This is a genomic window from Sediminicoccus rosea, from assembly GCF_033547095.1.
Taxonomy (GTDB): domain Bacteria; phylum Pseudomonadota; class Alphaproteobacteria; order Acetobacterales; family Acetobacteraceae; genus Roseococcus; species Roseococcus rosea.
Genome location: NZ_CP137852.1, coordinates 1,055,433 through 1,077,904, shown reverse-complemented (window position 1 = coordinate 1,077,904; position 22,472 = coordinate 1,055,433). Strand labels below are relative to the sequence as shown.

Sequence of the window (22,472 nt, the reverse complement as noted above, 5' to 3'; positions counted from 1 at the left end):
GGCCCCGCGCTGTGTCACCCGCGCGGCGCCCCGTCGCCGGGCTCGGGTGCGGCGGCCACGCGGGCGAAGCGGATCGTCACGCGCAGTCCGCCCCCAGGCGGGGCGTCCACCTCCAGCTGCGCCCCGGCATTCTGCCGCAGCGATTCGACGATGAGCGAGCCGAGCCGGCCGGAGGTGGGCCAGCGGGTGCCCGGCGGCAGGCCGATGCCATTATCGGCGATCACGATCCGGCAGCCCTCCGCCTCCACCAGGCTGTGCAGCGTGATGGTGCCGCCCTCGCGCCCCACGAAGGCGTGCTTCAGGGCATTGGTCAGCACTTCGTTCACCACGAGGCCGGTGGGCATGGCGACATTGATGGAGACCGGCCAGGTGTCCACCTTGAGGTCGAGGCGGATGCCCTCCACCGCATGGGCCTGCATGACGGAGGCCGCGATCTGGCTGAGATAGGTGCCCAGGTCCACGCTCTCGCGTGGCTGGTCCGGGGACAGGGCGTGGTAGAGCAGCGCCAGGGCGCCGATGCGGCCGGCCAGTCGGCTGAAGGAATCCTCCGTCTCGTCGTCCGGCGCATTGCGGGCCTCCATCCGGATCAGGGCCGCGATCATCTGGAGGTTGTTCTTCACGCGATGCTGCAACTCGCGCAGCAGCACGTCCTTCTCCTCGACGCGACGCTCGAAGGCCTGGAGGTCATCGCGGCTGTGCGTCTTGACCGCGGCCAGCGCGACCAGGCGGAAAAGCGCCACGCCACTGTCGTCATGGATGATGTTCGACCAGGCATCCACCACGATGCCGGGCTCACCCTCGATGTGGAAGGTGCCGATGTGGTCCTCGCCCGCGACGATGGCCTCGCTCAGGCGGCGGTCATCGCCCTTCGCGCTCGCAATGGCCTTGAGATCGGTCCAGGGGCGATTCAGCAGCTCCGCCGGCTGCTGCTCGGAGAGGCGCTCGAATTCGAGATTGGCGTAGGTGACGCGCTCGACCGGCTCCAGCTCCGCCACGGCGATGGCAAAGGGGATGTGATCGAGGAACTGCTTGAACCTGTCGCTGTCCAGGGCGGCGGCCAGGTCCGGGCTGTCGATGAGGTCCGTCAAGGGCCGGGGCTTGGCGTCGTCGGTGGTCATGCGGGGGACTTTCGCGAGCGGGCCAGATGCGTGCGGCAGGCGGTGCGCGGGCTTCGGCGACACGGGAGAGGTCGCGGCGCGGCGGTATCCAGCCCGGGCGCCCGCAGGAAGAGAGACATGAAGAAGACGAGGCCGCGCCCCGCTGCATGGATGATACCACAAGCGGGGCGCGCGGTGCGCGAGAAACTTGGAGAGCGCCCCGTGGCGGAGTCCGGCCTGGCTATCCGCGCAAGTGGCAGGAGACCCAATGGCCGGGCGAGACCTCGCGCAGCTCCGGCACCTCGCCGCGGCAGGCGCCGGCATTGGCAATGGGGCAGCGCGTGTGGAAATGGCAGCCAGAGGGCGGGCGCAACGGGCTCGGCACGTCGCCCTTCAGCATGATGCGCTGGCGCTTCACCGTGGGGTCCGGGATGGGCACGGCGGAGAGCAGCGCCTCGGTGTAGGGGTGCAGCGGGTTGGTGTAGAGGTCGCGTGCGCTCGCGATCTCGACGATGCGGCCGAGATACATGACGGCCACGCGATCGCTGATGTGCTCCACCACCGAGAGGTCATGCGCGATGAAGAGGAAGGTGAGGCCGAACTTCTCCTGCAGGTCCTCCAGCAGGTTCACCACCTGCGCCTGGATGGAGACGTCGAGCGCGCTCACCGGCTCATCGCAGATGACGAGCTTGGGCTTGACCGCGAGCGCGCGGGCGATGCCGATGCGCTGGCGCTGGCCGCCTGAGAATTCATGCGGGAAGCGGCGCATGTGGTCGGCGTTGAGGCCCACCGTCTCCAGCAGCTCCACCACGCGGTCCTCGCGCTCGCGCGCGGTCTTGGCCAGCTTATGGATGATCAGCGCCTCGGCGATGATGCTGCCCACCGTCATGCGCGGATTGAGCGAGGCGAAAGGGTCCTGGAAGATGATCTGCATGTCCCGGCGGAGCGTGCCGAGATGCTCATTGTCCAGCGCGGTCACGTCCCGGCCTTCGAACTTCACCTCGCCGGAGGTGGGCTCGATCAGGCGCAGGATGAGGCGGCCGGTGGTGGACTTGCCGCAGCCGGATTCGCCCACCAGGCCCAGCGTCTCGCCGGCCTGGAGGTCGAAGCTGACGCCGCTGACCGCATGCACGTGATCCACCGTGCGGCGCAGCAGGCCCCCCTTCACGGGGAAGCGCTTCACCAGTTTCTTCACGCTGAGGAGAGGCTGAGGCTGGGTCATAGGATGCAGGCCACCTTGTGCCCGGGAGCGACCTCGCGCAGAGGCGGTTCCGCCAACGTGCAGGCCTCGGTCGCGTAGCGACAGCGCGCGGCAAAGCGGCAGCCGCGGGGTGGGTTGAGCAGGCTCGGCACCGAGCCCGGGATGGCCTCCAGCCGCGTATGCGTGGTGGCGGCGAGGTCGATGCGCGGGATCGAGCGGATCAGCCCCTGGGTGTAGGGGTGGCGCGGATTGGCGAAGAGGTTCTCCACCGTCGCATCCTCGACCACCTTGCCCGCATACATGACGATGACGCGCTGCGAGGTCTCGGCCACCACGCCCATCGCGTGGGTGATGAGCAGGATGGACATGCCGAGGCGCTGCTTCATCTCGTTCATCAGCTCCAGGATCTGCGCCTGGATGGTGACGTCGAGCGCCGTGGTCGGCTCGTCGGCAATGAGCAACTTCGGGTTGCAGGAGAGCGCCATGGCGATCATCACGCGCTGGCGCATGCCGCCGGAGAACTGGTGCGGATAATCGTGTACGCGCTTCTGCGGGTTCGGGATCTGCACCAGCGAGAGCATCTCCGCCGCGCGGTCGAAGGCGGCGCGCTTGGACAGGCCCTCATGGTGGCGCACCGTCTCCGCGATCTGCTGCCCCACGGTATAGACCGGGTTCAGCGAGGTCATCGGCTCCTGGAAGACGATGCCGATCTGCTTGGAGCGGATCGCGCGCATCTCATCCGGCGCCATGGGCACCAGGTCCCGCCCCTCGAAGAGGATCTTGCCGGCCATGATGCGGCCGGGCGGCATGGCGATCAGCTTCAGCACCGTCATCGCGGTGACCGTCTTGCCGCAGCCGGATTCGCCGACGATCGAGACCGTCTCGCCACGGTTCACCGAGATGTCCACGCCATCCACGGCGCGGACCATGCCGTCATCCGTCTTGAAGTGGACTTTCAGGCCCGAGATGTCGAGCAGGGGGGCGGCGGCGCTCACTGAACGCGCCTCGGGTCCAACGCGTCGCGCAGGCCATCGCCGACGAAGTTGATGGTCAGCACCGTCAGGAAGATGGCGAGGCCGGGGAAGATCGCCCAATGCGGGGCGAAATCGAGGTTGTCCTTCGCGTCGAAGAGGAGGCGCCCCCAGGTCGGCGTATCCGGCGGGAAGCCCAGGCCGAGGAAGGAGAGCGTGGATTCCGCGAGGATCGCGCCCGCCACGTCGATGGAAGCCGCGACGATCACGGGGCCCAGCGCATTGGGCAGGATGTGCTGCACCACGATCCGCACGCGCGAGGCGCCGAGCGCGCGGGCCGCCTCCACGAATTCCTTCTCGCGCAGCGAGAAGAACTGCGCGCGCACGAGGCGGGCCACCTGCATCCAGTTGAACAGGCCGATCACGGCCACGATCATGATGAAGACGCCGAGCTCCTGCCCCACCACCTCGGCCAGCGCGTCGCGGAAGAGGTAGATGATGAGCAGCAGCAGCGGCAGCTGCGGCAGCGAGAGGAAGAGGTCCGTCACCCACATCAGCGCCACGTCCACCGGCCCCTTGGACATGCCGGCGATGGCGCCGACCAGCACGCCGACGGTGACCGCGACACCCATGGCGGCGAAGCCGACGGCCAGCGAGATGCGCCCGCCATAGAGCACGCGCGCCAGCAGATCCTGCCCCAGATCATCCGTGCCGAAGGGGTGCTCCATCGAGGGGCCCTGGAGGCGCGCGGTGAAGTCGATCTCGTCGATCGGCACGGTCCAGATGAAGGGGCCGAAGAGTACGGCCAGGATCATCAGCCCAAGCACCACGGCGCTGCCCACCGCGAGCTTGTGCTTGCGGAAGCGGCGCCAGGCCTCGGCGGTGGGGGTGACGGGCGGCCGGCGAACGGCTCCGGCCACCGCGCTAGCTGTAGCTGATGCGGGGGTCGAGCCAGCCATAGATCACATCCGCGAGCAGGTTGAAGAAGATGACGAGGCAGGCGAAGACGAAGGTCACCGCCATGATCACCGGCGTGTCATTGGCCAGCACCGCCGAAATGAGCAGCGAGCCGATGCCGGGGACGCGGAAGATCTGCTCGGTCACGATGGCGCCGCCGAACACGGCGGGCATCTGCAGCGCCACCAGCGTCACCACCGGAATCAGCGCGTTGCGCACCACATGGCGGTTGATCACCCGCCGCTCCGGGATGCCCTTGGCGCGCGCCGTCGTCACATAGTCGAGGCGCACCACGTCCAGCACGGCGGAGCGCACGAAGCGCGTCCAGGCCGCCCCCTGGAACAGGCCGAGCACGGCGATGGGCATGATGGATTGCTTGATGTGCTCCCACCACCATTGCCAGCCCGAGGCGTCGATCTGCGCGCGATAGACGAAGGGCAGCCAGTCCAGGTGGATGGAAAACAGCATGATCAGCAGCAGCCCGGTGAAGAAGGTGGGCAGCGAGAAGCCGACGAAGGCGAGCGTGTTCGCCACCTGGTCGAAGATGGAGTAGGGCCGCGTCGCCGCCATGATCCCGACGGGCAGCGCGATGGCCAATGCGAGCACCTGCGACAGCCCGATCACCACCAGCGTCACCGGCAGGCGCTGGAGGATCAGCTGGTCCACATCCACGCGGCTGACGAAGGAGAAGCCCCATTCGCCCTGCAGCATGGACGTGAGCCAGCGGAAATAGCGGATATGCACCGGGTCATCGATGCCCAGGCTGGCGCGCAGCGCGAGCCGCACCTCGGGTGGGATGGCCGGGTTGGTGGCCAGCTCCTCGAAAGGGTCGCCCGGCGCGAGCGCCAGCACGGTGAAGAGAATGACGCTGATCCCGAGCAGGCTCGGGATCGCGATCAGCAGGCGGCGGAGAAGATACTGGGCCACGGGTGGATCAGGTCTCGCGCCACCAGTCCTGCAGCGCCCAGAAGGTGCCGTCCCAGCCGCTCAGCACATGGCGCAGATTGTTCACGCTGCCACTCACCAGCGGGCGCTTCACCAGCGGGATGATGTGGTTGCTCCCCACGATCAGGTCGTTCATGCGGATGAACAGCGCCGCACGCTTGACCGGGTCGATCTCGCTCTCGGCCGCGCGGAAGGCCGCGTCATACTCGTCGTTCTTCCAGCGCACGATGTTGCGGCCCTGCCAGGAATTGGCGCGGGTGGACATCTCCCAGGAGACGTACTGGTTCATGAAGCGCTGCGGATCCGCCTGCGGCATCGTGGTCGTGTACATCTGCATGTCGGCGTAGAACTTGGTGAAGGTGTCGGGGTTCGCGACATCCGACGAGAAGAACACCGAGGCGGTCACCGACTTCAGTTCGAGATCGATGCCCGCGCGCTGCGCCGCCTGCTTGTAGACCGCCTGGGTGCGCTGGCGCGGCGCATTGACCGAGGTCTGGTAGACGAAGCGCAGCCGCACGTTGTTCTTGGCGCGGATGCCGTCCCGCCCGCGCACCCAGCCGGCCGCGTCCAGGATCTCGTTCGCGCGGGCGATGTTGAACTCCCAGCGCATGTTGGGTGAGGTGAAGCGCGGCGGGTTGTTCAGGAAGTTCGCCGTCGCCGGGCCGCCGCGGCCATAGATGAACTGCTGCAGCGCGTTGCGGTCGATCAGCAGCGCCATGGCCTGGCGCACCGCGGGGTCGCTGAAGGCCGGATGCTGGGTGCTGATATGCGAGCGCTCGCCATCGATCTCGCGATTGGGATCGGTGCAGTTGAGCTGCACGAACTCGATGCCGCCGCTCTCGACGATGTTCACGCGGCCGCGATTTGCCGCTTCCAGCCGCTTCAGCAGCTCATCCTCGACCTGCAGGTTCCAGGCATAGTCGAAATCGCCCGTCTGCAGCACGGCGCGCGCGGCCGAGACAGCGTCGCCGCCGCCCTTCACCTCGAGCGTGTCGAAGAAGGGGCGGTTGTTCATGTGGTAGTTGGGGTTCAGCTCGGCCCGCAGCGTGTCGCCCGGCAGGAAGCTGGAGAAGCGGTAGGCGCCGGTGCCGACGGGCCGCAGGTTGGTGGGCGCATCGCGCGAATTGGGCCCGTTGAAGGCCTGGAACAGGTGCTTCGGGATCATCTGGCCGGTGGCGGCCACGAAGGCATCGGCCCAGAAGGGCGTGGGCTGGGTGAATTCGACCCGCACCGTGTGGTCATCCACCTTCACCACATTCACGTCGCGATAGCTGCCGGAGGTGACGGCGGCCACGGCGGGGTTGCGCGAATACTCCCAGTTGAAGACCACGTCATCGGCCGAGAAATCCTGGCCGTCATGCCACTTCACGCCGCGCTTGAGCTTCCAGGTGACCGAGCGCCCATCGGCCGCGAGGCCGCCATTCTCCAGCGAGGGGATCTCGGCGGCGAGGACGGGGTGGAGCGTGCCATCGGCGGCCCAGCCGGCGAGCGGCTCGTAGAAGACGCGGCTCGCATCCTGGTTGGTGGTGCCGACCGCGAAATGCGGGTTCAGCAGCGTGGAGGCCTGCCAGTAGAGCACCTTGAGCTGGCCGCCGCCGCCGCGCCGCGTCGGGCGATAGACCGGCACGCTGCCCTGCGCCTGGGCCGAGCCCGCACCCGCGATGGCGAGCAGCTGCGTCGCCATCGGCGCCGTCAGGCCAAGCGCCGCCATGCGCCGGACGAAGCCGCGGCGCGACAGGCTGCCATTCTTCACGCGCCCGATCATCTGGCGCAGATCGTCTTCACCCATAGCCATTCTCCCAGCGCATCGAAGCGACGCTCAATTCTCAACGAACCATTACCAGCACACATAGCAGGGTTGCGCGCCAAATCGAGTCCTGCCTCGCGCCCCCTGCCCGCTCCCCTGGGCTCAGCCCTCGGGGTTGCCCAATTCCTGCGCGACCAGGCTCGCCCAATAGGCGACGCCGAGCGGGATCGTCGCGTCATTGAAATCGAACAGCGGCGTGTGCAGCGCGGGCGAGGAGCCATCCGGCGCGCCGCCGCCGATGGACATGAAGGCGCCGGGCCGCTGCTCCAGCATCAGCGCGAAATCCTCCGCCCCCGTGCTGGGGTCGGGGTTCGGGTCCACCGCGGCCTCGCCCACCACGGCAGCGGCGGCGGCATAGGCGACCTTGGTCTGCTCGGGGTGGTTCACCGTGGCCGGCACGCCGCGCCGGTACTCGACCTCGGCCGTGCAGCCATGCGCGGCGGCGAGGCCATGCGCGAGTTCGGCGATGCGGCGCTCCAGCAGGTCCCGCACGGCGGGCGTGTAGCTGCGCGCCGTGCCGCTGATGGTGAGCTCGGCCGGCATCACGTTAGGGCCGACATGCGAGCCCGCGCTGATGGCGCCGACACTCAGCACCGCCGCATCCTTCGCCGCCACGTTGCGGCCGATGATGGTCTGCAGCGCAAGCACGAAATGCGCCTGCACGATGGTGATGTCGGTCGCAAGATGCGGGGTGGAGCCGCCATGCCCGCCGGTGCCGCGGAAGATCACGACGAAGCGGTCCGCCGCCGCCATGGTGGGGCCGGGGCGGATGGCGAAATGCCCGGCCGGGCGGCGCGGCGCGTTGTGCAGGCCATAGATGGCATCGCAGGGGAAACGCTCGAACAGCCCGTCTGCCAGCATCGCCCGCGCGCCGCCGCGCCCCTCTTCGGCCGGCTGGAAGATCAGGTGGACGGTGCCGGCGAAGTCCCGGTTTTCCGAGAGCCAGCGCGCGGCGCCCAGCAGCATGGTCGTGTGCCCGTCATGCCCGCAGGCATGCATCACGCCCGGATTTTTCGAGGCGTAGGGCAGGCCGGTCTGCTCGGGGATGGGCAGTGCGTCCATGTCGGCACGCAGGCCAATGACGCGCTGGCCCGGCTTCGTGCCACGGATGGTGCCCACCACGCCGAGCTGGCCCACGCCCTCGGTCACTTCCACGCCCCATTCGCGCAGGTGGCGCGCGACGAGGGCGGAGGTCCGCACCTCCTCCATGCCAAGCTCGGGATGGGCGTGGATGTCCTGGCGGATCGCCGCCAGCTCCGGCTGCCAGGCCCGCACCGCCTCGATGATGTTTCGGCTCATGCTCAATCCCCTCTCTTGCCCGAGGATGATCCCTCCGCGATGCGCGGAGGTCCAGGCCAGGTCAGGCAGGGCGTGGGGTGCGGACGCCGGAACGCACCGCGAGGTAGCGCAGCTGCGCCGCGTGATCCTTGGCGTCGCAGAGCATCAGCCCGGTGAAGAAGATCCGCGGGCGGCGCCCCTCGCCGGGCACCGGCGGGCCGGTGTCGAACTCGATGAGAAGATCGCCCGGGTGGCAGGGCGGGATGTCGAGGCGGACCAGTTGCACCGCGCCGGTCGGGATCTCCTCGCGGAACCAGGGGCCGGGCGGCTCCTCCGGCCGGCGCACGCGCAGGCGGAACTGCGCCGGAGCGGTGACGGAGGCGGCGATCTCGAGGGTGAGGACCAGGCCCTCCGGCGCCGGCGCGCCGAGCGGCAGGCGCAGCAGGACAGGCCCGCCGCCGGCGCCGATCGCCCAGCGCTCCTGCTCGGCCCAGCCCTCGCCCTCGCAGAGGAGCTGGTGCAGCAGGCTGAAGGGCTGCGGCAGCGCGGGCAGATCGGGCACGGCGGGCTGCTCGAAGACGATGCGCTCGCCCAGCGGGAAGAAAAGGCGGCGGATGGGGTCCGGCAGGGCGGGCGCCTCGGCCGAGAGGGTCGCGATCAGGCCCTCCGCCACCTCCCGCCAGGAGCGGATGCGCACGCGCTCGGGGATCTTCGATTCCAGGTGCTGGCGGTGCGCGGGGTCGCGGATCAGGCTCCAGGCCAGCTCGGCCAGCTCGGGCTCGCTTTGCGGCGAGAAGTATTGCGCGGCCGCGCCGCCCGCCTCGCGCAGGCTCGTGTGGTCGGGCGTGAGCGGGATCTTGCCATGGGCCAGCGCCTCGGTGACCGGCAGGCCCCAGCCTTCGTAGAAGCTGTTGAAGACGGTGAAGAGGCAGCGTTCATAGAGCTGGCCGAGCAGCGCATCGCCCACATCCTGCAGGTGGATCACGCGGCGGCGCAGTTCGGGCGCCGATTGCAGCAGGTGCAGCACCGGCTCCGACTGGAAGCCGGGGCGGCCGACCAGCACAAGGTCGGGGATGACCGCATCGCCATGGCGCCGCAGCAGGGTGAGCCAGGCATGCAGCAGCAATGCGTGGTTCTTGCGGGATTCGATGGTGGCGACGCAGAGCACGAAGGGCCGCCCGTCGCGAAGGCGCTCGGGCCATTCCGGTGCCTCCGCCGCGGCTGCGTCAGGCGGCTCCGCCGCGGCTCCCCTTTGCGGCTCCGCCGCACTCCTCCTGTGCGGCTCCGCCGCACTCCTCCTGTGCGGCTCCGCCGCGGGCATCGCGGGAAAGCGCGCATCGAGCGGCATGACGCCCACGGGGATGTCGAGATGCGGCAGCATGCGGCGCTGCCAGAGGCGGAAATCGCGCGCCGCGCAGTCGCTGATCGCCACCGCGCGATCCATCTGCAGGCAGAGGCCGAGGAAATGCTCGGCGAAGCTGCGGGTCAGGCTCGCTTCGCAATGCTCGGGCGTGGCCAGCGGGATGGCGTCGTAGAACAGCACGCAGACCAGCACGCGATGCGCCTGGCGCACCTCGCGCAGGCGGCGCAGCTGCACCGGATTGCGCCCGGTGAGGCCGAGGGCGAGCAGCCGATCCCCCGGCTGGAAGGCGAAGGCCGGCCCCTCGCGGCAGGCGGCGGCGCGCGCCTCCTGCAGGGCGAGCCAGGCGGGCTCGTCCAGCCGCCCGCCCTGCCGCCCGCCCTGGATCAGCGCCAGCATCAGCGCTGCCGGGAACTGCACGAAGCGCCCCTGCTCCAACGAGAAGGCGGTCAGCTCGAAGAGCGGCTCCTCCTCCAGGGCAAGTGCGGCGTCGAGCAGCGCCATCTGCACGCGCGCGACGCCCATGGGCGTGCGGAAATGCTCCAGGAACTCCAGGAGGTCGGTCAGATCCACCACGAAGCGGGGCGCGGACATCTCGGCGGCTCAGCGCTAAGGTTCAGCTCCGCCCATAGGTGTCCTCGAGGCGGACGATGTCATCCTCGCCCAGATAGGAGCCCACCTGCACCTCGATGAGGGCCAGCGGGATCATCCCCGGATTCTCGAGCCGGTGGACGCAGCCGAGCGGGAGGTAGACCGACTGGTTCTCCGAGAGCAGCAGGCTCTCCGCGTCGCGATGAACGCGCGCCGTGCCCTTCACCACCACCCAGTGCTCGGCGCGGTGGTGGTGCTTCTGCAGCGAGAGCCGGCCGCCGGGCCGGACGACGATCTGCTTCACCTGGAAGCGGTCGCCCATGATCAGCCCCTCGTAATGGCCCCAGGGGCGATACATGCGGCGATGCTCGCTGGCCTGCTTCAGGCCGCGCGCCTTCAGCCGCTCCACCATCTTCTTCACGTCCTGCGCGCGGGCGCGCGGCATGGCGAGCACGGCGTCATCGGTCGTGACCAGCACCACGTCCTTCAGGCCGAGCACCGCGGTCAGGATGCCCTCGGAACGGATGTAGCAGCCCTCGGCGTCGAGCAGCTCGACCGGGCCCTTGGTGGCATTGCCCGCGGCGTCCTTCGGCGTGGCGTCCCACAGCGCGTCCCAGCTGCCGACATCGCTCCAGCCGAGATCGGCGGGGACCACCGCCGCATGGCGCGTCCGCTCCATGACGGCGTAGTCGATCGAGATGGCGGGCGCCTGGCGGAAGGCATCCGCGCCGAGCCGGATGAAGTCGAGGTCGCGCGCCGCGCCGTCCAGCGCCCCGCGCGCCGCGGCCAGCACGGCGGGCGCATGCTCGCGCAGTTCGGCGATCAGCGTGCTGGCCGTCGCCACGAACATGCCGCTGTTCCAGACATGGCGGCCGCCAGCCACCAGCCGCTCGGCCGTCGCGTGGTCGGGCTTCTCGGTGAAGCTCTGCACCGCCTGCACGCCCGGGACATCGGCCAGCGCCTCGCCCAGTTCGATATAGCCGAAGCCGGTGTGCGGCTCGGTCGGGCGCATGCCGAAGGTGACGATGCGGCCGCCGCGCGCCGCCGCGGCGGCCCGCTCCAGCGCCGCATGCAGCGCCGCGACATCGTTGATCGCGGCATCCGCCGCCATGATCCAGAGCACCGCATCGGGCTGCGCCTCGGCCACCAGCAGGGCGGCGATGGCGATGGCGGGCGCGCTGTTGCGCCCCTCCGGCTCGAGCACGATCTGCGGGCTGGCGATGCCGGCATCGCGCAGCTGTTCGGCCACCAGGAAGCGGTGCGCCTCGCCCACCACCACCACCGGCGGCGCAAAGCCCGGGCCGGCCGCGCGGCGGGCCGTCTCCTGCACCATGCTGTGCTCCGAGAGGAGCGGCCAGAACTGCTTGGGGTTGGATTCGCGGGAGAGAGGCCAGAGGCGGCTGCCCGTGCCGCCGGAGAGAATGACGGGAACGATGTCGGGAACGCTCATGGCTGACCTTTCAGGAACTCGGCGGACGTATGAAACGGAATCCCGGTGATTTCATGGCACCCTTGTCCCGTTGCCGCCCGAAAGGCAAGTTGTCGGGATGACTCTCCCTGCACCCCGGGTCTGGACGGATGGCTTCCCCCTGACCCTCTCGCACGGGACCGGCATCACGACCTATGCCCGCGGCCATGCGGCGACGCTGCGCCGCCTCGGCCTCTCGCTCGGCATGCTCTATGGCCGGCCCCTGCCCTCCATCGCCGACCCCGCGGAGCGCGAGGTGCGCTTCTTCGACGCGCGCGTGCTGCCCGGGCGGCCGCTGCACCAGCGCTTCCTCGGCCTGCTGCGCAACCCGCGCGGGCCGATGGCGCAGCCCATCCCCCTCTCGCGCATGGTGGACACGGCGGCGACCTCCGCCATCACCTACGAGACCTTCGCGACAGCGAACCTGCCCGCGGTGGACGAGCTGTGGAACGCGGACGACGCCTTCGGCCGCGCGCAGCTGCATTTCGCCGTGCGCCGCAGCCTGATGTCCATCCGGGCCCCCAGCCCGCCGGCGCTGATGCACTGGACGCACATCCATCCGATCCGCCTGGCCGGCACGCGCAACATCTACACCGTGCATGACCTGATCCCGCTCCGCCTGCCCTGGGCCACGCTCGACTTCAAGGCAAACTGGCTGAACACCGTCCGTCGCCTCGCGCAGCAGGCGGACCACATCGTCACCGTCTCCGAGCATGCCCGGCGGGACCTGATCGACCAGATCGGCATCCCGGAGGAGCGCGTGACCAACACCTACCAGGCGGTCTTCCCGCCGGCCTTCGCGATGGATGAGGAGATGTCGGTGGCGCGGCTCAGGCGCGCCCACCAGCTGGAGCCGCGCGGCTACTTCCTCTTCCTCTCGCGCATCGAGCCGCGCAAGAACCTGGCCCGCATGCTGGACGCCTATCTCGCCTCCGGCACGCAGATCCCCTTCATCATCGTCGGTGGCATGGCGCATCACGGCAAGCAGGAGCTGCGCCTGCTGACCGAGGCCGGCGGCACGCGCTCGGCCGACGGGCGCATCCGCTACATCGGCTATGTGCCGCAGCTCGACGTGGAGATCCTGGTGCGCCACGCGCGCGCGCTCTGCTTCGCCTCGCTCTACGAGGGCTTCGGCCTGCCGGCGGTGGAGGCGATGCAGGCCGGCACGGCGGTGCTGACCTCCAACACCTCCTGCATGCCCGAGGTGGTGGGCGACGCGGCGCTCACCGTCACGCCGACCGACACGCGCGCCCTGGCCGAGGCGTTGCAGGCACTGGACGGCAACGAGGATCTGCGGCGCGGGCTGGAGGCGGCCGGGCCGAAGCGCGCCGCCTTCTTCAGCCCGGACCGCTACGCCGAGCGGCTGGGGGCGCTCTACGCCCGGCTCGGGATCCTGCCCACGGGGGGCGACGCATGATCACGCTCGGCGAATTGCTGCACGGCACGGATGAGGATTTCGTCGTCAACCTCTACCTCGCGGCGCTGGGCCGCTGGCCGGATGAGCCGGGCTATGTGCATCACCTGGACCTGATCGCCGGCAAGCCCGAGGGCCGTGCCGGTCTGGTCCAGGGCTTCCTGGCATCGGAGGAGGCGCGGCAGCGGCCGCCCGGCATCCGGCTGGACGCGGCGGGCCCGGTCCCGCCGGAGCAGGCGCTCGCCGCTCAGTTGCGCCTTCGGACCGAGGTCCTGCGCGCCGCCATCGCCGCGCCGCGCGAGGCGGCCGGGACCGGGCAGCCCTCCGCCCTCGCGGGGGAGATCATGGCGCTCGGCGCCGCGCTGGAGGGGCTGCGCACGGAACTGACCGAGCGCATCGCAGCGCTGGAGGCGCGGCTGGCCGGCACGGTGCCGCCCGCCCCCACCCTCTCGGCCGCCATCTCGCTCGACCATGTGGAGGCGCTGGTCGAGGGGGCGCAGGCGCCGCTGCGGCAGCGGCTGCGCGTGCTGGAGGCGCGGTTGCTGGAGAAGGGGCCGGGCTGAACCGCCGCTACCGGCAGTTCAGGATCCGCAGGTCATAGACCGGGTGCTCGAACATGTTCACTGCGGGCGCATCGGCGAAGAGCCAGCCGCGGAACACCGGCTGGTTGCCACCGCCGCGCTGGGCATCCGTCACCTCCAGGAAGGCTGCGGCGTCGGGCACCTCGTCGGGCGGGCGGGCATGGCAGGCGCGCAGCGTGATGGTGAGCGTACCGAAGCGCGTGGGCTCGCCCACCGTCGCGCGCAGCGTGGCGACGCGCGCATTCACCTTGTCCAGCGCCTGGATCTCGCCCACGCGGCGCGGCACCCATTCCTGGGCGGCGGCAGGCAGGGGAGCGGCGAGAAGCAGGGCGAGCAGGGCCGGGCGCAGCCAGCTCATTTCCGGCGCGGGCTCGGCAGGGTGGCGATGATCTCGGCGAGGATGGCGCGCATCGCCGCTTCGTCCACGCCCATCAGCACCGCATCCTCGAAGGCGTCGCGCAGGACCTGCGCCGCCTCGGTGTGGTTTTCGACCAGCACCTTCACCTTTTCGCGGCAGGAGATGGGCTGGCCGTCGCTGCCCGGCCAGATGGCGGGCGGCGTGCTCATCGCGGCGGGGCCGGCGTGGCCTCGGCGGCCGCGGCACCGCTGCCGGAATTCATCTGCGTGACCGAGAAGATAAAGCGGCCGAGCAGGCTCTCCAGGCTGACGGAGCCCTGGGTCTCGGTGATGCGCCCGCCATCGGCCAGCAGGCGCTCGGCGCCGCCGGGCACGATGGAGACGTATTTGCCGCCGAGCAGCCCTTCCGAGGTGACCTCGGCCGAGGAATCGATGGGCAGGCCGAGGTCGCGGCGCACGCGCAGCGTCACGACGGCCTGGAAGCTGCGGGGATCGATCCGCAGGTCGCTGACCGAACCCACCTTCACGCCGCCGATCTTCACGTCGGCACCCTGGTTCAGCCCGTCCACGCGGTCGAACTCGGCGGTCAGCGCGATGCCGTCCGTCTGGGGGGAGCGGCCGCCATGCAGGATGGCATAGGCGAGGAAGGCCCCGGCGCAGACCAGGACCACGGCGCCGGTCAGCACTTCGGTGAGGCTGCGGGCCTTCATGCGATCATGTTTTCCATGCGGGGACAGATGGCCTGTCAGCCGCCCGGCGTCCAGGCCTCATAATCGCCGCCGGTCACGCGGCGCTGCCCACCGGCATAGTCATGCCCCTTGGGGCGCCAGGCGCCCGGCGTGCCGGTGAGGTTGGGCTGGTGCGGCTTCTGCCAGGCGTGCCGGGGGCCCGCGAGGGGCGCCTCCGTCGTGTGGTGCAGCCAGGCATGCCACTCGGGTGGCACGATCGAGGAGTCGAGGCCCTTGGCCAGCGCCACCGTCCGGCGGGTGCGGCCATAGACCGGATCCGGCCGGCGCGACTCGTAATAGGTGTTGCCGGCCTCATCCCGGCCGATCTTGCGGCTGGTCAGGCGGGTCAGGAAAAGATCGATCGTGGACATGCCCCATGATCCCACAATTCCGGGCCGCGGCAAAGCATCCCCGGGCGCGCGGGGGCTTGGGAGTTTTCCACAAGATGTTGTGGGCCGTTCTTGTTCTGGCCACATCATGCGGCTTCCCGCAAGGCGGGGTGCGGGCTAGGCTCCTGGCATGGCACGCATCGCTGGAAGCTTGTGGGAAGGGGTCGCGCTCAGGCGCACCCGGATCGGCGCGGACCCCGACGCGCCACCCCGCGCCGTCGCCCTGCCGGATTCCTGGGAGGATGACGCCGCCGCCGCCCTGGCCGCGCTCGTTCCCGGCGAGCGCCCAGTGGCACTCCCCCGCATCGCCGAGGCCTGGATCGCCCGCGCGCTGAAATCCGGCGAGAAGGCCGGGCTCGTGACCCCCGCCGAGGCGCCGCACCTGGCCGAGGGCTGGCGCGCTTTGCTGCTGACCCGCCGCGGCGCGCCCGGCGCCGAATGCTGGCGCGGCGACACCAAGGCCGAGCCGCGCTTCGTGCTGAACCTGCCCGCCTTCCTGGAACCCGAGGGCGGCCTGGACCTCGAGGGCTATGCCGAAGCCTGCGCGCTGGCCGTGGTCTTCCTCGATGCCGTGACCGCCGGCAAGGCGACCCGGCTGCGCCTGGGCTTCGCCGACCTCGCGGGCCTGCTGGCCGGCCTCGGCCTTCCCTACGACAGCTCCGAGGCGCGCGAGGTGGCTGCCGGCATCGCGGCCCTCACCCGCGGCGCGGCCGAGGCGCAGAGCGGCCGCATGGCCGAGCGCCTGGGCGCGCGCGAGCCCATCGCCCTGATCTGGCCCGAGCCGCCGTCGCAGACCGTCGTCCCTGGCCTTGCGGCCGCCGCCCGTGCCGCGCTCGACGCCGCCATGGCCTCGCCGGGGCTGCGGCACCAGGCGCTGGTCGCCCTCGCGCCGGCCGATGCGGCCGAGGCGCTGCTGGGCGCCGAGACCGCCGGCATCGCGCCGGCCCCCGGCGCCACGCGCGCCGTCGAGACGCCGACCGGCGTGGTGGATGTGCCCACGCGCGCCGCGATGCGCGCGCCGCAGGCCCGCGTCGCCGCGCTGCTCGGCCCGGTCAGCCAGGCCTCGCGCCGGGCGATGCAGGCCGCCGTCGCGCCCTTCCTGCATGTGGCGCCGCCCGCGCCCGTGGCGCTGCCCGCCGCCCCCCGCCCGGCCCCGGCCGCCCGCTCGGCGCCGCGCCCGACGCTGCGCCGCCAATCGGGCCAGACGCTGCATGTCACCGTGGGTGGCCATCGCGTCGCGCTGCGGACCGCCGAGGAGGAGGGCGCGCTGCGTGAGATCGCCTTCAGCCTCTCCAAGGAGGGGGCCGCCTATCGCAGCCTGATGGATGCCTTCGCCCAGGCGGTCTCGGCCGGCCTCGCGCGCGGGGTGCCGCTGGCCGACTACGTGGACGCCTTCGCCTATACCCGCTTCGGCCCGGCCGGCGTGGTGGAGGGCGACCCGGACATCCCCCGCGCCACCTCCGTGCTCGATTGGGCCTTCCGTCGCCTCGCCATGGACTATCTGGGCGGCGCGCTGCCGCAGCCCGAGGCCGAGGATGTGGCGCCGGGCAGCCTCTCCCGCGCGGCCGAGCAATCGCCGCTTCTCCCGCTCGACCTGCCGCCGGTGGCCGAGCGCCCGAAACGCAATCTGAGGGTTGTCGCCTGATGTCGAAGATCGAAGCGCGCCTGGCCGAGCTGGGCCTGACCCTGCCCGAGGCCGGCGCGCCCATCGCCAACTACGTGCCCTTCACCGTCTCGGGGAAGCTCATCTACGTCTCGGGCCAGGTGCCGCGGAAGGATGGGGCGATCCATCCCGTGGGCCATCTCGGCGCCGGCGTTTCCATCGAGGAGGCCAAGGCGGCGGCGCAGCAATGCTTCCTCTCGGTGCTCGCGCACGCGAAGGTGGCGGCGGGTGGGGACCTGGACCGGATCGCGCGGGTGCTGCGGATCACCGGCTATGTGAATTCCACGCCGAACTTCGGCGACCAGCCGACCGTCATCAACGGCGCCTCGGATTGCGCGGTGGCGGTGTTCGGCGAGGCCGGGCGGCATGCGCGCAGCGCCGTCGGCGTGGCCGCGCTGCCGGGCGGGGCCGCGGTCGAGGTCGAGGCGATTCTCGAACTGGTCTAGATGCCATTTGAGAGAATGATTCAGCGTTCCGGCGATTCCGCCTTCACGCATCATTCTCTATCGGAGGTTTCGCCCCATTATGGGGCGATGGATTCTCCTGAACTCCGCCTCTCCCTGCACCCGGCCATCGCCGAAATTCCGGCGGCGGAGTGGGATGCCTGCGCGGGTGACAACCCCTTCGTCAGCCATGCCTTCCTGAGCGCGGTGGAGGAAAGCGGCAGCGCCTCGGCCAAGACCGGCTGGCTGCCGCAGCATCTGGCGCTGCGCGATGCGGGGGGCGCGCTGGTGGCCTGCGCGCCGGCCTATGCGAAATCGCACTCCTATGGCGAATACGTCTTCGACCATGGCTGGGCCCAGGCCTATGAGCAGGCGGGCGGGCGCTACTACCCCAAGCTGCAGGTGGCGGTGCCCTTCAGCCCGGTGCCCGGCCCGCGCCTGCTGCGCCGGCCCGGCGTGCCGGTGGCGGCCCTGGCGCAGGGCCTGGCCCAGGCGATGGGCGCGCTGAAATTCTCCTCGACCCACATCACCTTCTGCACGCGCGAGGAATGGGAGGCGCTGGGTGAGGCTGGCTGGCTGCAGCGCATCGGCGTGCAGTTCCATTGGCAGAATCAGGGCTTTTCCGACTTCGACGATTTCCTCGGCGCACTCTCGAGCCGCAAGCGCAAGACGCTGAAGCGCGAGCGCCGCGCGGTGGCGGAAAGCGGGCTGACGTTGAAAACCCTGCGCGGCGCCGAGATCACGCCCGCGCACTGGGCAGCCTTCAACCGCTTCTATCGCAACACGGTGGATGCGCGCTGGGGCAGCGCCTACCTCACCAAAGCCTTCTGGCCGCTGCTGGGCGAGAAGCTGGGCGATCGCGTGGTGCTGATGTGGGCGGAGCGCGACGGCAAGCCTGTCGCGGGGGCGCTCAACCTGCTGGGCGGCGAGGCGCTCTACGGCCGCAACTGGGGTTGCGACGAGGAAGTGCCCTTCCTGCATTTCGAGCTGTGCTATCTGCGCGCCATTGATTTCGCGATCGCGCACGGCATCGGCCGCGTCGAAGCCGGCGCGCAGGGCGAGCACAAGATCCAGCGCGGCTACCTGCCGGCCATGACCTATTCCGCGCATCTCATCGCGCATCGCGGCCTCTCGGATGCGGTGGCGCGCTTCCTGGAGCATGAACGCCCCGCGATCGAGGAACGCATGGCGGAGCTGGCGACACTCTCGCCCTATCGGCGCGAGGGCGAGGCCTGATGGCGAAGTCGCCCTTCTTCGCGCGGATCAAGGCCGATGTGCTGACGATCGTGGCGAGCATCCCGGAGGGCGGCGTGGTGACCTTCCGCGACATCGGCGCGCATCTGGACGTGATGCCCCGCCATGTCGCCTATATCCTGAAGATGCTGGACGCCGAGGAACGCGCCGCCTTCCCAGCCGGGCGCGTGGTGGCCAAGGCGGCGGACGCGCTGGATGTTGCAGCGCTGCCGCATGGCGTGCCGCGACAGCAGCGGCCGGCCAATGCACCGGCCTCGCGCAGATGATCCTCGCCTACGGGCAATTGGCGCTGGCGATGATCCTGGTCGGCGCCAATGTCGGCGTGGCGAAGCTGCTCGCCGATGCGCTGCCTATCGCGATGATCGCCTGCCTGCGCTGCGCGCTCGCCGTCGTGGTGCTCTGGCCATTGGCGCGGATGATCGAGGGGCGCGTCTCGGTGCCCGCGGCCGTGAAGCGCAACCTTTTCCTCCAGGCGGTGTTCGGCACGGCGCTCTACAATGCGGGGCTGCTGGCGGGCCTGCGCTTCACCTCGGCGCTGGAGGGTGGGCTGGTGCTGGCGACGCTGCCGGCGGTGGTCGCGCTGGGCAGCTTCCTCTGGCTGCGCGAGCGGCTTTCGGCGCGGCAATGGCTGGCGGCGGGCCTCGCCGGCTTCGGCATGGCGGCGATCACACTGGCGCGTCTGGGCGGTGGCGGGGGTGGCTCGGCCCTCGGCAACCTGCTGGTCTTCCTCGGTGTCTGCGGTGAGGCGATCTATGTGCTGCTGGCCCGCCGCGTGGCGGGTGCCGTGCCGGTGATCACCGCCTCGCTCTGGATGCAGGCCTTCTCCGCACTGTTCCTGCTGCCCTTCGCCGCCCCTGGCTACGCCGCCATTGCCGCGCTGGCGGACCCGTATCTGCTCGGCCTGCTGCTGTTCCATTCAATCACGGCAAGCGTGCTCTGCCTGCTGCTCTGGTATGCCGGCATGAAGCGCGTCCCGGCGGCGACGGCCGGCGTCTTCACCGCCTTCCTGCCGGCGAGCGCGGCGGTGACGGCCGTGCTGTTCCTGGGCGAGGACTTCGGGCTGATCCACCTCGCCGGCTTCGTGCTGATGATGACGAGCCTGCTGCTGGCGACCTGGCCGGGGCGGGGGAAAGCTGCCAGCATGCCCGGGCATGCGCCCATGGCTCGACCTGACCGTCCCTGACCTGCTCCGCAGTGCGCCGGAGGGCATCGCGGCCGCACTCGCCGCGGCGCAGATGGCGCGGCGGCTGAGCGGGGAGCCGGCGCAACTCCGCGCCTGGACCACGCAGGTCGCGCTGCTCCAGGCGGCGCTGGCCGGGCCGCGCTGGGCGGAGGCGCGGATCGCCTTCGAATACGACATGCTGCGGCTGGAGAAACGGATCGACGCCGTGCTGGTCACGCCGCGCGCGATCTTCGTGCTGGAGTTCAAGGTGGGCGCCACCGCCTTCACCCCGGTGGATCGCGCCCAGGCCGAGGATTACGCACAGGACCTCTGGGATTTCCACGCGAACAGCCGCGCCCATCCGATCCTGCCGGTGCTGGTCGCCACCGAGGCGCGGCGCCTCCCGCCCCTGCAATTCGGCCTGCCCACGCCGGGCGTCGCACCCGTCGCGGATTGCAACGGCGCCGCGCTGGGCGAGCGCCTGGCCGCGCTGCAGGACGCCCTGCCCGCGCCAGTCGCACCGCTCGACCCGGCGGCCTGGATCACCGCGCCCTACAAGCCCGTGCCCACCATCGTCGAGGCGGCGGCGCGGCTCTTTGCCCGCAACAGCGTGGCCGACATCGCCGCCGCACGTGCCGACACGGACAACCTGACGCGCACCACCGAGGCCATCCTGCGCGCATTGGAAGCGGCGCGCGCGGCGGAGGAGCGCGTGGTGGTCTTCGTCACCGGCGTCCCCGGCGCGGGCAAGACGCTGTGCGGGCTGAACATCGTCTTTGGCGAGCATCGGCGCCTCGGCACCGCCTTCCTCACCGGCAATGCACCGCTGGTGGCGGTCCTGCGCGAGGCGCTGGCCTGCGACCGCGCGGGAATCGACCTCGCCCTCGGCCCGAGCCACGACCCGCTGCGGCGGCAGCGCGCCGGAAAGCTGCGCCAGGCGCGGCATGAGACGGCGCAGGCCTTGCAGAACGTGCACCGCTTCCTGGCCGACAACGCCCATGCCGCCGCGCCGCCGGCCGAGCGCGTGATCATCTTCGACGAGGCGCAGCGCGCCTGGGACGCAGCCCAGGCCGGGCGCGACACGCAGCGCCGCAAGAGCGTGCTGACCATGAGCGAGCCCGCGCATGCCCTCGCCATCATGGGGCGGCATGCGGGCTTCGCCGCCATCGTGGCGCTGATCGGCCATGGGCAGGAGATCAACACGGGCGAGGCCGGGCTCGCTGAATGGGGCCGCGTCATCGCCGCCACGCCGGGCTGGCGCGCCGTCGCGGCCCCCCGAGCGCTGACCGCGCGCGAAGCCGCGCAGCGGCTGAACGCGGGTCCTGCGCCCTGGCTCACCCTGGATGATGCGCTCGACCTCACCGTGCCCATCCGCAGCGTCCGGAGCGAAGCAGGCGCCGCCTGGGTGGATGCGATGCTGCGCGGCGATGCCGCCGGCGCCCGCGCCATCGCGGAGGAGGCTGGCGGCGTGCCCTATTTCCTCACCCGCTCGCTCGGCGCCGCCCGCGCCGCGCTGCGGGGCTGGACGCCGGGGCTGCGCCGCGCGGGCTTCGTGCGGTCCTCCGGCGCGCGGCGGCTGCGCGCTGAGGGCTTCGACGCGCAGCTGATCGGGACGGAGGAGCCGGTCGCCTGGTTCCTGGAACGCTGGCCTGACATCCGGGCCTCCGACGCGCTGGAGGTCGCGGCCACCGAATATGCCTGCCAGGGGCTTGAGCTGGACGCGGTGGGCTTGGCCTGGGGCGGCGACATGATGCGCGCCGGAGCCGCCTGGCGCTGCCGCCGCTTCGCCGGGCGCGGCTGGCAGCAGGTGAACGGCGCGGCGGAGCAGGAGTTCATCCGCAACACCTATCGCGTCCTCCTCACCCGCGCCCGGTATGAGACGGTGATCTGGGTGCCGCCCGGCAGCGCGGCCGATGACCCCTTCCATGACGCGACACGTCCCGCCGCCGAGATGGACGCGATCGCCGCCTTCCTCCAGGCCTGCGGCGCGCGCCCCCTGCCCGCGCCCGTTCCACCGCCGCGCGCCGAAGCCGCCACCCTGCTCTGAGCCGCCTTCACGAAGGCTTCACCTTTTGCGCGCATCTCTCGGCGGACAGCCGCGAAGGACGGCGCCGCGGGCCAGCCTGGCGCCGCGGTGAGAGACCGGGAAAAGCCCATGCCGCAAAGCCTCCCCTCCGACCCGCCGGCCCCCGAGGCGAACGAGGCGCCACCCGCCGTCAACGCACCGGCCGGGGCCGATTCCACCGCACTGCAGCCCCTCATCCAGCGCACCTGCCAGGCGCTGCACGCCATGGCGCGCAGCCTGGAGGCGCTGGAGAGCGTCTTCGAACGCATGGAAGCGCTGGAAGCGCATGAGGCGGAGCATCACGATCTTCTCTCCGGCACGCAGGAGACGGTGGCCCGTGTCATCGCGCTGCTGCGGCGCGAAGGCCCGCCCCTGCTGCATCGGGCACAGGCGCTGCGGCTCAGGCTGCGGCTGCAGGGCTATACCGCCGGCAGCAGCACGGCGCAGGCCCTGCGCACCCTGCATGCGGATCTCGACGGCCTCGCCGCCTTCGCGCCGGAGGAGCGCGGCAGCGTCGCCCTGCTCTGGGCACCCTATGTGCGGCGGGCGCGCAGCAATACGCTCATCATGCTCTCGGAATTCGACCGCCATGCCCGCCAGATCGCGGCGCAGAGCCAGCCCGCGCGGGCCGTGGCAGATGCGCCGCTGGGCCGACCGGAAGGCAGCACCATCCTGCCCTTCGAGGCGCCGAAGCCCGGCTAGCGCATGATGCGTTGCGGCGGCATCGCCGAAACGCCGAAT

General features: G+C 70.9%; 22 protein-coding genes. 9 read left to right on the top strand and 13 right to left on the bottom strand.

Annotation, left to right across the window (positions count from 1 at the left end):
- Positions 1 to 14: 14 nt before the first annotated feature.
- The 9 genes from R9Z33_RS05090 to R9Z33_RS05050 all read right to left on the bottom strand — a co-directional run bounded on the left by R9Z33_RS05090 (position 15) and on the right by R9Z33_RS05050 (position 11,657).
- Positions 15 to 1,118: a sensor histidine kinase gene (locus R9Z33_RS05090; RefSeq protein WP_318650218.1), complete on the bottom strand. Its 1,104-nt coding sequence runs from the start codon at positions 1,116 to 1,118 to the stop codon at positions 15 to 17.
- Positions 1,119 to 1,338: 220 nt separating this feature from the next.
- On the bottom strand, positions 1,339 to 2,319 hold the full coding sequence (locus R9Z33_RS05085; RefSeq protein WP_318650217.1) for an ABC transporter ATP-binding protein: 981 nt from the start codon (positions 2,317 to 2,319) through the stop codon (positions 1,339 to 1,341).
- On the bottom strand, positions 2,316 to 3,227 hold the full coding sequence (locus tag R9Z33_RS05080) for an ABC transporter ATP-binding protein (RefSeq protein WP_318651615.1): 912 nt from the start codon (positions 3,225 to 3,227) through the stop codon (positions 2,316 to 2,318). Before R9Z33_RS05080 ends, R9Z33_RS05085 begins: the two co-directional genes overlap by 4 nt.
- A 62-nt stretch (positions 3,228 to 3,289) precedes the next feature.
- Entirely contained in the window at positions 3,290 to 4,189 is a 900-nt protein-coding gene (locus tag R9Z33_RS05075) for an ABC transporter permease (protein WP_318650216.1), read from the bottom strand.
- Between the two features lie 4 nt (positions 4,190 to 4,193).
- On the bottom strand, positions 4,194 to 5,153 hold the full coding sequence (locus tag R9Z33_RS05070) for an ABC transporter permease (protein WP_318650215.1): 960 nt from the start codon (positions 5,151 to 5,153) through the stop codon (positions 4,194 to 4,196).
- Between the two features lie 7 nt (positions 5,154 to 5,160).
- Positions 5,161 to 6,960 (bottom strand): peptide ABC transporter substrate-binding protein, encoded by a 1,800-nt coding sequence (locus tag R9Z33_RS05065; protein WP_318650214.1) that lies wholly within the window; start codon positions 6,958 to 6,960, stop codon positions 5,161 to 5,163.
- Between the two features lie 120 nt (positions 6,961 to 7,080).
- Positions 7,081 to 8,277: a M20 aminoacylase family protein gene (locus tag R9Z33_RS05060; protein WP_318650213.1), complete on the bottom strand. Its 1,197-nt coding sequence runs from the start codon at positions 8,275 to 8,277 to the stop codon at positions 7,081 to 7,083.
- A 61-nt stretch (positions 8,278 to 8,338) separates the two neighbouring features.
- Complete coding sequence (locus R9Z33_RS05055) at positions 8,339 to 10,210, bottom strand: glycosyltransferase (protein ID WP_318650212.1); 1,872 nt, start codon at positions 10,208 to 10,210, stop codon at positions 8,339 to 8,341.
- A 22-nt stretch (positions 10,211 to 10,232) separates the two neighbouring features.
- Positions 10,233 to 11,657 (bottom strand): mannose-1-phosphate guanylyltransferase/mannose-6-phosphate isomerase, encoded by a 1,425-nt coding sequence (locus R9Z33_RS05050; RefSeq protein ID WP_318650211.1) that lies wholly within the window; start codon positions 11,655 to 11,657, stop codon positions 10,233 to 10,235.
- Positions 11,658 to 11,754: 97 nt separating this feature from the next.
- Here R9Z33_RS05050 and R9Z33_RS05045 point away from each other — a divergent pair, with 97 nt between their 5' ends.
- Positions 11,755 to 13,092, top strand: a complete 1,338-nt coding sequence (locus tag R9Z33_RS05045) for a glycosyltransferase family 4 protein (protein ID WP_318650210.1) — start codon at positions 11,755 to 11,757, stop codon at positions 13,090 to 13,092.
- Positions 13,089 to 13,652 (top strand): DUF4214 domain-containing protein, encoded by a 564-nt coding sequence (locus R9Z33_RS05040; RefSeq protein WP_318650209.1) that lies wholly within the window; start codon positions 13,089 to 13,091, stop codon positions 13,650 to 13,652. The genes R9Z33_RS05045 and R9Z33_RS05040 overlap by 4 nt, the downstream gene beginning before the upstream one ends.
- 7 nt (positions 13,653 to 13,659) lie before the next feature.
- On the opposite strand, the gene R9Z33_RS05035 is transcribed toward R9Z33_RS05040, so the two are convergent.
- Genes R9Z33_RS05035 through R9Z33_RS05020 form a run of 4 tightly spaced genes read right to left on the bottom strand, consistent with a single transcriptional unit; the run spans position 13,660 to position 15,126 of the window.
- Complete coding sequence (locus tag R9Z33_RS05035) at positions 13,660 to 14,028, bottom strand: DUF2155 domain-containing protein (RefSeq protein ID WP_318650208.1); 369 nt, start codon at positions 14,026 to 14,028, stop codon at positions 13,660 to 13,662.
- Positions 14,025 to 14,237 carry a hypothetical protein gene (locus R9Z33_RS05030; RefSeq protein ID WP_318650207.1) on the bottom strand — a complete coding sequence of 71 codons (213 nt, stop codon included), beginning with the start codon at positions 14,235 to 14,237 and terminating at the stop codon, positions 14,025 to 14,027. The genes R9Z33_RS05035 and R9Z33_RS05030 overlap by 4 nt, the downstream gene beginning before the upstream one ends.
- A complete protein-coding gene (gene mlaD, locus R9Z33_RS05025) occupies positions 14,234 to 14,737 on the bottom strand; it encodes an outer membrane lipid asymmetry maintenance protein MlaD (RefSeq protein ID WP_318650206.1) in 504 nt (167 codons plus the stop codon). Before mlaD ends, R9Z33_RS05030 begins: the two co-directional genes overlap by 4 nt.
- Positions 14,738 to 14,772: 35 nt before the next feature.
- Positions 14,773 to 15,126, bottom strand: coding sequence for an NADH-ubiquinone oxidoreductase subunit NDUFA12 family protein (locus R9Z33_RS05020; protein ID WP_318650205.1), 354 nt, complete (start codon positions 15,124 to 15,126; stop codon positions 14,773 to 14,775).
- 148 nt (positions 15,127 to 15,274) lie between these two features.
- Here R9Z33_RS05020 and R9Z33_RS05015 point away from each other — a divergent pair, with 148 nt between their 5' ends.
- From R9Z33_RS05015 to R9Z33_RS04985, 7 genes are all read left to right on the top strand, one after another.
- Complete coding sequence (locus R9Z33_RS05015) at positions 15,275 to 16,789, top strand: TSCPD domain-containing protein (protein ID WP_318650204.1); 1,515 nt, start codon at positions 15,275 to 15,277, stop codon at positions 16,787 to 16,789.
- A complete protein-coding gene (locus R9Z33_RS05010; RefSeq protein WP_318650203.1) occupies positions 16,789 to 17,253 on the top strand; it encodes a RidA family protein in 465 nt (154 codons plus the stop codon). Before R9Z33_RS05015 ends, R9Z33_RS05010 begins: the two co-directional genes overlap by 1 nt.
- An 87-nt stretch (positions 17,254 to 17,340) precedes the next feature.
- Positions 17,341 to 18,486, top strand: a complete 1,146-nt coding sequence (locus R9Z33_RS05005) for a GNAT family N-acetyltransferase (RefSeq protein ID WP_318650202.1) — start codon at positions 17,341 to 17,343, stop codon at positions 18,484 to 18,486.
- On the top strand, positions 18,486 to 18,770 hold the full coding sequence (locus tag R9Z33_RS05000) for a hypothetical protein (protein ID WP_318650201.1): 285 nt from the start codon (positions 18,486 to 18,488) through the stop codon (positions 18,768 to 18,770). Before R9Z33_RS05005 ends, R9Z33_RS05000 begins: the two co-directional genes overlap by 1 nt.
- Positions 18,767 to 19,687, top strand: coding sequence for a DMT family transporter (locus R9Z33_RS04995; RefSeq protein ID WP_318650200.1), 921 nt, complete (start codon positions 18,767 to 18,769; stop codon positions 19,685 to 19,687). The genes R9Z33_RS05000 and R9Z33_RS04995 overlap by 4 nt, the downstream gene beginning before the upstream one ends.
- Positions 19,656 to 21,713: a DNA/RNA helicase domain-containing protein gene (locus tag R9Z33_RS04990; RefSeq protein ID WP_318650199.1), complete on the top strand. Its 2,058-nt coding sequence runs from the start codon at positions 19,656 to 19,658 to the stop codon at positions 21,711 to 21,713. The genes R9Z33_RS04995 and R9Z33_RS04990 overlap by 32 nt, the downstream gene beginning before the upstream one ends.
- Positions 21,714 to 21,821: 108 nt before the next feature.
- Positions 21,822 to 22,433: a hypothetical protein gene (locus R9Z33_RS04985; RefSeq protein ID WP_318650198.1), complete on the top strand. Its 612-nt coding sequence runs from the start codon at positions 21,822 to 21,824 to the stop codon at positions 22,431 to 22,433.
- Positions 22,434 to 22,472: the final 39 nt, after the last annotated feature.